The following is a 9,320-nucleotide window of genomic DNA, read 5'->3' as shown; positions in this document are numbered from 1 at the left end:
GTCCTGATAGAGCGCCATAAGCTGCCTGCAATCGTCGATTGAGAAGCCGAGATTGCGCGCGCGGCGCAGGAAGGCGAGCCGGTGGATATCCTCGCCGGAGTAGTCGCGATAGCCATTATCGGCTCGCGCCGGACGGATCAGGCCGATCTCCTCATAGTAGCGGATGGTCTTGGCCGGCAGGCCGGAACGTTCGGCGGCGTCTCCGACATTCATGGCGCTCTCCTCAAGTCCCCGGCGGCGCCTGAAGCCGCCTCATTGATTTTGTTTCACAATCCTGTGAGGCCTGTTGCGGAAATGCCGCAGTTCGGCATCTACCGTCAGGTAAGGCCTTGCATATAGGCAGTGCGCGCTTGGCAAGCAAAAGAAATGCCAGCATGAATGATGGCAAGAAAGCGGCCGACTCGTGCCGCTGATACAGAGACAGGGCGTCGGACCTTTTCATGCGCTTGAAGTCGTTTGCAATCCTCGCCGCCCTTGCGCTGTCGACCGCGGTCAGCGGCTGCAGCACCATCGGCGGGCAGTTGTTCACCAACAACTATGGCGCGATGACCGATGCCGGCTATCAGCTGCCGCGCATCCCGATCGAGAAGGTGCCCGCCAGGTACCACCGGCAGGAAGTTCGCTACGACACTTCGGAGAAGCCGGGCACCATCATTGTCGACACCCAGAACAAGTTCCTCTACTTCATCGAGGGCGACGGCATGGCGATGCGTTACGGCATCGGCGTCGGCCGCGAGGGGTTCGAGTGGCACGGCACCGCCCACATCGCGCTGAAGCGCGAATGGCCGACCTGGACGCCGCCTTCGCAGATGATCAAGCGCCAGCCCGAGCTCGCCAAGTTCGCCGGCGGCATGGAACCGGGGCTGAAGAACCCGCTCGGCGCGCGCGCCATGTACCTCTTCAACAAGGGCGGCGACATGGGTTACCGCCTGCATGGCAGCCCGGAATGGTTCTCGATCGGCAAGGCGATGTCGTCGGGCTGCATCCGGCTGATGAACCAGGACATTATCGACCTCTACGACCGCGCGTCGGTCGGCGCCAAGGTCATCGTGATGTGATCACGAAGGCCAAGGCCAAAAGCTTTCGCAGGCGGACCGTCTAGGCAACAACAAGACGTCCAAAAACAGAAAACCGGGCTGTTGGGGCCCGGTTTTTTGTTTCTTGGGTGGTGCGGCTCGACGCCCTTTTGAGAGTTCGTCCTGCTGAATCCATATGGTTTGGTTTTCGAGAACCGGAGCGGAGCGTACGTTTAAGTACGTGAGCACCGGAAGCGCAGAAAACCGAAGCAGATGGCCAGCAGGGTAGAACTATCAATGGGCGTCAGGCGACCTGCTCGACCTGCTGGACCTCCGGAACGAAGTGGCGAAGCAGATTCTGGATGCCGTGCTTCAGCGTCGCGGTCGACGACGGGCAGCCGGCACAGGCGCCCTTCATGTGCAGGAACACGGTGCCGTTCTCGAAGCCGCGGAAGGTGATGTCGCCGCCGTCCTGGGCAACCGCGGGACGCACGCGCGTGTCGAGCAGTTCCTTGATGGTCAGCACCAGCTCCTCGTCGGCCTTGTCGTAGAACTCGCCGGTCCCGCCGGCTTCGCTCGCCGGAGCGGCCGCGGCCATGACCGGCGCGCCAGACATGAAGTGTTCCATGATGGCGCCGAGGATGGCCGGCTTCAGATGCTGCCAGTCCGGGCCGTCCTTGGTCACGGTGATGAAATCATAGCCGAAGAAAACGCCGGTGACGCCCGGGATCTCGAACAGCCGGCCGGCCAGCGGCGAGGCCTCCGCCGCGGCTTCGGCGTTGCGGAAATCGGCTGTGCCTTCGCGTAACACTTCCTTGCCCGGCAGGAATTTCAGCGTCGCCGGGTTCGGCGTCGATTCGGTCTGGATGAACATGGGTATCTCCAGGCCCTTCCCGGGCCGATAGTTTGGAATAATTCTAAATAGGCTCTATCGGCTCGACATTCAAGCGAAACGCGTCGCCCTGAACGGCTGGCTGGCGGAATGTTTTCGACCCTCATCCACTTGAGATGTGTTGAGATTCAGGTCAGGCCGTTAGCAGACCGGCCTCACCTGAATATCAGCACATCTCAGGCGAGGCTGTCGATCTCCTCATCCGACAGATTCTGCGGCACCACCGTGACAGGAATTGGGAAAGCCGCCCCCCGGCCGGCAACCGCGCTGACCAGTGGCCCCGGGCCTTCCTTGCCGGCGCCGGCGGCCAGCACCAGAAGGCGATGTCCTGGTCGTCCTCGATCAGCTTGTGGATCTCGTCGGTTGGCTTGCCCTCGCGCACCACCAGTTCCGGCTCGATGCCGACGATCTGGCGTACCTTGTTGGCGTGGCCGTCGAGGGCTCCGCGCGCCGTCGCGTTTGCTTCCTCGCGCATGATCTTTTCCACGCCCAGCCAGTGCTGGAAGTCGTCAGGCTCGATGACATAGAGCAGCACCAGCACGCCGTTGGTGTGCTGCGCCCGCTTCGAGGCGTAGGCGACCGCGCGCTCGCATTCGGGCGTGTCGTCGATGATCGCCAGGAATTTGCGGCGATGGCCGGCTTCGCGGCTGAGGCGTTTGGAGACCATGTCTATCTGCTCGGTATCAATTGGCCGCAATCTGCCACCGCCGCGAACCGGCGGCAAGCCGCCGGCCGGCGTGGCGATGGTCCTGGAGCAATTCCAGGAAAAGTGTGAAGAGGTTTTCCGTCCGGAATTGCGTCGAAACAACTATTAGACCGGTCGGTCAGTCCTGCAGCAGGCCGATGATGTCGCGAACCGTCTTCATCGTGCCTTCGGCGATTGCGCGGGCCCGGTCGCCGCCGTCCTTGAGCACGGCGTCGACATAGGCGCGGTCGCCCTGGATGCGGCGCATCTCCGAAGCGATCGGCGCCAGCTTCTCGACCGCAAGGTCGGCCAGCGCCGGCTTGAACACGGAAAACTGCTGGCCGCCATATTCCTTCAGCACGTCTTCCTTCGAGATCTCGGCCAGGCCGGCATAGATGCCGACGAGGTTTTCCGCTTCGGGCCGGCTTTCGAGCCCGTCGACCTCGCTCGGCAAGGCCTCCGGATCGGTCTTGGCCTTGCGGATCTTCTTCGAGATGGTGTCGGCATCGTCGGTCAGGTTGATGCGCGACAGGTCGGACGGGTCCGACTTCGACATCTTCTTGGAACCGTCGCGCAGGCTCATGATGCGCGCCGCCGGACCGCCGATGACCGGTTCGGTGATCGGGAAATAGCCGTTCACGGTCTCCTCGCCGACCTGCATTTCGACGCCGACGCCGAGCGCCGCGATCTTCTCGGAGAAGTCGTTGTTGAACTTCTGCGCGATGTCGCGGGTGAGCTCCAGATGCTGCTTCTGGTCCTCGCCCACCGGCACATGGGTGGCGCGGTAGAGCAGGATGTCGGCGGCCATCAGGCTGGGATAGGCGAGCAAGCCGAGAGAGGCATTCTCGCGGTCCTTGCCGGCCTTGTCCTTGAACTGCGTCATCCGGTACATCCAGCCTATGCGCGCCACGCAGTTGAAGATCCAGGCAAGCTCGGCGTGTTGCATGACCCGCGACTGGTTGAAGACGATGTGCTTCTTCGGGTCGATGCCGGAGGCCAGGAACGCAGCGGTGATCGAGCGGGTCTGGTCGCCGAGGTCATGATGGACGAGCTGCGCCGTCAGCGAATGCAGGTCGACGACGCAATAGATGCAGTCGGACTGTTCCTGAAGGGCGACGAATTTCTTGATGGCACCGAGATAGTTGCCGAGATGCAGATTGCCGGTCGGCTGGACGCCCGAAAAGACGAGTGGCTTGAAGGGGGACATGAGTTCCTCATGGCTTGTGGAGGGCCGTCTAAGCATGATTCCAAAAAGTTGCAGACTTTTTGGAGCCAATCATGCGGCTGGAAACCGCGCGCGGCGAAAGTCTTTCGACGGGCGCGCTTATGGCCGAAGGGGACAGCGGGATCAAGAGGCTGCCGGCTTAGCGCCTACAATCTTCCTATCTTGGGATTTGATCTGGCTCCCGTATCTTCCGTTCCGGGGTCCGCCATTGATGTATCTCGCATAGTTTGCTACATTGTGTTAGCTACATAGAGAAATGTAGGAGAGCGATGACCATCAATATCAACAATAAGGAAGCGGACAGCCTGACTCGCACCTTGGCGAGGATCGAGGGTGTCGGAATCACCGAGGCCATCGTGATCGCCATGCGCGAAGCCTTGGAGCGTCGCCGCAATCGTGAGACGCCGTTGGAGACGGCTGCTCGGCTCAGGGCCGAATTTGGAATTGAGTTGAGCGAGCAGGCGCGCAAGCCGCTGCCTCGTTCGGTCTACGATGAATTGTCTGGCGACGACTGATGTTTGTCGACGCTGCAGCCATCGTCGCGATGCTAAGCAACGAGGTCGAAGCCGAGCGCTGCGCGCGAGCGGTCACGGAAGCGTCGGCACCGTTCACTTCCGCCATCGCCGTGTGGGAGGCGGCGATGGCGCTAGCGCGACCGGAAAAGCTAGCCATACCGGTCGTCAGATGTGCGGAGATTGTGGGCCGCTTTCTGGAAGAGCGGGCAATTGCGTTGCGCGAGCTTCCGCCCGCACCCGAGGCAGCGTCGCTATCTATCGAGGCCGCGTCGCGGTTTCGCAGCAACGCCATGCGCCTGAACATGGCGGATTGTTTCCACTACGCTTGCGCCCGCTACTACGCAGTTCCGATGCTTTCCACCGCCGACGAATTCAGGCTCACTGATCTGGAGACTGTTTCGTGACTGGCGGCGCAGATTTTGCCTCGCCCCGCTTCACGTTCCTGCGGATCATGCCGAATTCGGCGCCGCCGGTGCCGAAGGCGGCAATGAAATAGAGCGCCGCCCCCCCGCCGATCAGCGCGAACAGCGTCGTCGCCTTCACCACCAGGGGCGAGCCGGGCCCTAGCCTTGCGGCGAAGTAGTGCTCGGCGAAGTAAAGCGCGGTCGCCATGATCACCGCCGACAGCACCAGCCTTGGAATGCGCTTCAAGAGCGGGATGTCGCGGCCCCAATGACCGCGCCGGATCAGCATGGCGAGCAGCATCAGCGCGTTGACCCAGCCCGCGACGGCCGAGGCCACCGCTATGCCCGGCGCCCCCATGGACGGGAATAGGGTGAGCGCCGTGGCGACGTTCACGCCGACCGAAATGGCCGCAAAGATCATCGGCGTGCGCGTGTCCTCGCGCGCGAAATAGCCCGGCGTGAAAGCCTTGATCAGCACGAAGGCGGGCAAGCCTAGGCCGAAGATCGCCAGGATCGAGGCGACGATCGGCGTCGAGTGGTTGGCGGCAAACGCCCCGCGCTCATAGACCAGCCGCACGATTGGTTCCGACATCACCCAGAGCGCCGCCGCCGCCGGCAGCGTCATGAACAGGGTGAACTCGACCGAGCGGTTCTGCAGATTGGCAGCCTCGACCAGATTGCCCGATTTCAGCGCCCGCGACAGTTCCGGCAACAGCACGATTGCCACCGCCACGCCGACGACGCCGAGCGGCAGTTGGTAGATGCGGTCGGCATAGGCGAGCGACGAGACCGCGCTATTCTGCGCCGAGGCGATCGCCGTGCCGATCAGCTGGTTGATCTGGGTGATGCCGCCGGTGATCGCCGCCGGCAGCGCCAGGATCAGCAGCCGCTTGACGTTGGGCGTCATCTTCGGACGGCGAAAGCCGATCGAGATGCCGGCATGGCGCACCGCGATCCAGACGATGGCGAGCTGCACGATGCCCGCCGCCAGCACGCCCCAGGACAAGCCGAAGCCGACACCATGCGCATCCAGCCCGTGATACCAGGCGTAACCCAGCACGGCGATCAGGATGATGTTGAGGAAGGCGGGCGCGATCGCCGCCGCGAAATAGCGGCGCAGCGAATTCAGCATGCCGGCCATCATGGCGCCGAGCGACATGCAGATGAGATACGGGAACATGATCGTGGCGAGCGTGACGGTCGTCTCGAACTTGCCCGGGATATCGGCAAAGCCCGGCGCCACCAGGTAGCGCACGATCAGCGGCATCGCCAGTTCCATGGCGATCGTCAGCGCCAGCAGCGCCGAGAACAGCACGCCGAACACTTCCTCCGAAAAGCGCTTGGCGCCCTCATTGCCATGCTGCTCGATCTCTTTGGCGAAGAGCGGCACGAAAGCGGCGTTGAAGGCGCCTTCGGCGAACAGTCGGCGGAAAGTGTTGGGGAACTGGAAGGCGGCGTTGAAGGCGTCGGCGACCGGCCCGGTGCCGAGCGCCGCCGCCATCAGCATCTCGCGGCCGAAACCCAGCGCTCGGCTCATCAGCGTGCCGGAAGCGACGGTGGCGAATTTCTTGACGAGGCTCATGCCGGGAAGGACTGCCAGGGAAATTGCGTCAAATGGATGGTCACTCGGCCGCCGCCTTGGCCTTGCCGTTGCGTTCCGACGAATTGCCTTCCAGCGTATCGATCAGCCGCTTGTGGATGGTAGCGGTGCGTGTCGGGCTGTCGATCTTCTGTCCGGTCAGGTCGGTGACGTAGAATGTGTCGATGACCTTCTCGCCGAAGGTGGTGATATGCGCCGAGGCGATGTCGAGCGAAAGGTCGGAGAGCGTGCCGGTGATCTCGGACAGCAGGCCCGGCCTGTCCAGCCCCTCGACCTCGATCACCGAGAAACGGTTCGACAGCGTGTTGCGGATCTCGGCGCGCGGCGGAATCCTGAAAACCTTGGCGCCACGCCTCGGCTTGGTGCGCTTCTCGATCATCTCCGGCAGCCAGCTCTTGCCGGACAGCACGTCCTCGATCAGCCGGCCGACGCGCTCGGCGCGGCGCCGCTCGTCCTCATCGAGGTCGAACTCCCTCGAGATCAGGATAGTGTCCAGCGCCCGCCCGTCGGAAGTGGTGAAGATCTGTGCGTCGACGATGTTGCCGCCGGCCCCGGCACACGCCCCGGCGATGATCGAAAGCAGGCGCGGATGGTCCGGCGCCAGCACGGTGATCTCGGTCACCGCCTCGAATTCATGCGTCTTGACCATGGTCGCGAGCTTCTTGCCCGCCGCATCCGCCTCACGGATGAAGTCGGCGTGGCGCAGCTGGTCGTTGAGGTCGACCGTCAGCAGGTAGTTCTCATAGTGCTGCGCGACATAGCGCTTGCGCTCCTTGGCCGGCCAGGCCGAGAGCGCCTCGGCCAACCGTTCGCGCGCGGCGGCGGTACGTTGCGCCCGCGACACTTCCGAGAAGCCGCCGGTCAGCAGCAGCTCGGTCTCGTAATAGAGCGTGCGGAGCAACTGGCCCTTCCAGCCGTTCCACACGCCCGGCCCGACGCCGCGTATGTCGCAGACGGTGAGGATCAAAAGCAGCTTCAGCCGCTCCACCGACTGCACGATCGAAGCGAAATCCTCGATCGTCTTGCGGTCGTTGAGGTCGCGCGTCTGCGCCGTCATCGACATCACAAGGTGGTTTTCGACCAGCCAGGCGACGGTCTCGGTATCGGCCGGCGACAGCCCCATATGCGGGCAGATGCGTCGGGCGATGCGGGCGCCGGCCTCCGAATGGTCTTCCGGCCTGCCCTTGGCGATGTCGTGCAGCAGCACCGCGACATAAAGCGCTTCGCGGCTCTTCTTCAGCCCCGGCATCAGCGAATGCGCCAGCGGGTGAATCTTCTCGCCATCGCCGCGCTCGATCTCGGCCAGCACGCCGATGCAGCGGATCAGGTGCTCGTCCACCGTGTAGTGGTGGTACATCGAGAACTGCATCATGGCGACGATCTTGCCGAAGTCGGGGATCAGCCTGCCGAGCAGCCCGGCCTCGTTCATGCGCCTGAGATTGAGCTCGGCGTTGCGGTCCGAGGTCAATATGTCGAGGAACAGCCGGTTGGCCTCCTCGTCGCGCCGGAGCGACTTGTTGACCAGGCCGAGCGAGCGGGTGAGCAGCTTCAGCGCGTCGGGGTGGAACTCCAGCCCATGCTTGTCGGCGAACCAGAAGAGCCTCAGCAGGTTGACCGGGTCGCGTTCGAACACGCCGTCGTCGGCGATGTTGATGCGGTGGTTGTCGACGATGAAATCGGACGTGCCGGCAAGCTTGCGCTTGCGCCGCTGGAAGGTGAGGAAGATGCGGTTGAAGCCAGGCACATGCTTGGCTTGCTCTTCCTCGAGAGCCGCGCAGAAGATGCGGGTGAGGTCGCCGACATCCTTGGCGACGAGGAAATAGTGCTTCATGAAGCGCTCGACCGCCGACAGGCCGGGATGCGTCGTATAGCCCAGACGTTCGGCGATCTCGCGCTGGATGTCGAAATGCAGCCGCTCCTCCGCCTTGCCGGTGAGGAAATGCATGTGGCAGCGCACCGCCCAGAGGAAATCCTCGGCCTTCTGGAACTCGCGATATTCGGCTTGGGTGAAGACGCCCTTCTCGACCAGCTCCTCGCCGGTGCGCACGCGATAGAAATATTTGCCGATCCAGAACAGTGTCTGCAGGTCGCGCAACCCGCCCTTGCCGTCCTTGACATTGGGCTCGACCAGATAGCGGCTTTCGCCGGCCTTGGCGTGGCGCTCGTCGCGCTCGGTAAGCTTGGCCTGCACATATTCCGGCCCGGTCGTGCGCACCACCTCGTGATCGAAGCGGGTGAGCAGCTCTTCATAGAGCTTCTGTTCGCCCCACAGGAAACGCGCCTCGAGGATCGAGGTGCGGATGGTGATGTCGCTGCGCGACAGCCGCAGGCATTCCTCGATGTTGCGGGTGGCGTGGCCGACCTTCAGCCCCATGTCCCACAGCATGTAGAGCATATACTCCACGATCTGCTCGCCCCATGGCGTCTGCTTGTAGGGCAGCAGGAACAGGAGGTCGATGTCGGAGCCCGGCGCCAGCGTGCCGCGGCCGTAGCCGCCGACCGCCACGACCGCCATGCGCTCGGCCACCGAACGGTTCTTTACCCGGTAGACATGGGTGGCGGCGAAATCATAGAGCGCCCGGATCAGCTCATCCATCAGATGCGAGAGCCGCTCGGCGCAGGCATTGCCGCCGCCATCCTCCTTGAGCATGGCCTCGGCGATCTTGCGCCCCTCCGCCAGCCTGGCTTTGAGCAATTGGAGCACGGCGGTGCGAACCGCCGGTCCCGAACCGTCGCCGGCGCTTGCCGACGTCAGCGCGGTCAAGTCGCGGCGCAAGGCGTCGCCATCGATGATTTCGTTGAGTTTCAGGGAGATCTTTGCCATTCGGCGGCGTCTATAGCCTGTTTTCTTCGCGCTGTGTATGGGGCTGGCGTCCGCGTTTCCGATGGCGCGCGATTGATGCAGCGCAAGGCCAAACGACCAGAATTTCCGAAAGTCGAAACTGGCCCTTGACCTTCCAGTAGCTGGAAGGACTACCTCCGC

General features: G+C 63.2%; 8 protein-coding genes and 1 pseudogene. 3 read left to right on the top strand and 6 right to left on the bottom strand.

Features of this window, described 5'->3' with window-relative positions; translation table 11 throughout:
• On the bottom strand, positions 1–213 hold a 213-nt coding region (locus EOA27_RS10365), incomplete at its 3' end, for a MerR family transcriptional regulator (protein WP_127256095.1).
• A 227-nt stretch (positions 214–440) separates the two neighbouring features.
• Between EOA27_RS10365 and EOA27_RS10360 the strand changes: the two genes are divergently transcribed.
• Complete coding sequence (locus EOA27_RS10360) at positions 441–1,058, top strand: L,D-transpeptidase (protein ID WP_127256093.1); 618 nt, start codon at positions 441–443, stop codon at positions 1,056–1,058.
• Between the two features lie 262 nt (positions 1,059–1,320).
• Here EOA27_RS10360 and EOA27_RS10355 read toward each other — a convergent pair whose 3' ends face one another.
• From EOA27_RS10355 to trpS, 3 genes and pseudogenes are all read right to left on the bottom strand, one after another.
• Positions 1,321–1,890, bottom strand: a complete 570-nt coding sequence (locus EOA27_RS10355) for a NifU family protein (RefSeq protein ID WP_127256091.1) — start codon at positions 1,888–1,890, stop codon at positions 1,321–1,323.
• A 194-nt stretch (positions 1,891–2,084) separates the two neighbouring features.
• A pseudogene (locus tag EOA27_RS10350) lies at positions 2,085–2,575 on the bottom strand (universal stress protein).
• A 157-nt stretch (positions 2,576–2,732) separates the two neighbouring features.
• Positions 2,733–3,800, bottom strand: coding sequence for a tryptophan--tRNA ligase (gene trpS / locus EOA27_RS10345; protein ID WP_127256089.1), 1,068 nt, complete (start codon positions 3,798–3,800; stop codon positions 2,733–2,735).
• Positions 3,801–4,087: 287 nt separating this feature from the next.
• On the opposite strand from trpS, the gene EOA27_RS10340 reads away from it, so the two are divergent.
• Positions 4,088–4,333: a PSK operon transcription factor gene (locus EOA27_RS10340; protein ID WP_042645823.1), complete on the top strand. Its 246-nt coding sequence runs from the start codon at positions 4,088–4,090 to the stop codon at positions 4,331–4,333.
• On the top strand, positions 4,333–4,737 hold the full coding sequence (locus EOA27_RS10335) for a type II toxin-antitoxin system VapC family toxin (RefSeq protein WP_127256087.1): 405 nt from the start codon (positions 4,333–4,335) through the stop codon (positions 4,735–4,737). Before EOA27_RS10340 ends, EOA27_RS10335 begins: the two co-directional genes overlap by 1 nt.
• Here the strand turns inward: EOA27_RS10335 and murJ are convergent.
• Positions 4,712–6,319 (bottom strand): murein biosynthesis integral membrane protein MurJ, encoded by a 1,608-nt coding sequence (gene murJ / locus EOA27_RS10330; RefSeq protein ID WP_127256085.1) that lies wholly within the window; start codon positions 6,317–6,319, stop codon positions 4,712–4,714. The genes EOA27_RS10335 and murJ overlap by 26 nt on opposite strands.
• A 40-nt stretch (positions 6,320–6,359) precedes the next feature.
• A complete protein-coding gene (locus EOA27_RS10325; protein ID WP_127256083.1) occupies positions 6,360–9,161 on the bottom strand; it encodes a [protein-PII] uridylyltransferase in 2,802 nt (933 codons plus the stop codon).
• Positions 9,162–9,320 lie beyond the last annotated feature (159 nt).

The sequence above is a fragment of the Mesorhizobium sp. M2A.F.Ca.ET.037.01.1.1 genome (genome assembly GCF_003998075.1).
GTDB lineage: Bacteria > Pseudomonadota > Alphaproteobacteria > Rhizobiales > Rhizobiaceae > Mesorhizobium.
This window is presented reverse-complemented; position numbering and strand designations above follow the sequence as displayed.

Bases quoted from the DNA above. Each gene is read 5' to 3' on its own strand.
- EOA27_RS10360 (WP_127256093.1), top strand. From the start codon at position 441: ATGCGCTTGAAGTCGTTTGCAATCCTCGCCGCCCTTGCGCTGTCGACC.
- EOA27_RS10355 (WP_127256091.1), bottom strand. From the start codon at position 1,890: ATGTTCATCCAGACCGAATCGACGCCGAACCCGGCGACGCTGAAATTC.
- trpS (WP_127256089.1), bottom strand. From the start codon at position 3,800: ATGTCCCCCTTCAAGCCACTCGTCTTTTCGGGCGTCCAGCCGACCGGC.
- EOA27_RS10340 (WP_042645823.1), top strand. From the start codon at position 4,088: ATGACCATCAATATCAACAATAAGGAAGCGGACAGCCTGACTCGCACC.
- EOA27_RS10335 (WP_127256087.1), top strand. From the start codon at position 4,333: ATGTTTGTCGACGCTGCAGCCATCGTCGCGATGCTAAGCAACGAGGTC.
- murJ (WP_127256085.1), bottom strand. From the start codon at position 6,319: ATGAGCCTCGTCAAGAAATTCGCCACCGTCGCTTCCGGCACGCTGATG.
- EOA27_RS10325 (WP_127256083.1), bottom strand. From the start codon at position 9,161: ATGGCAAAGATCTCCCTGAAACTCAACGAAATCATCGATGGCGACGCC.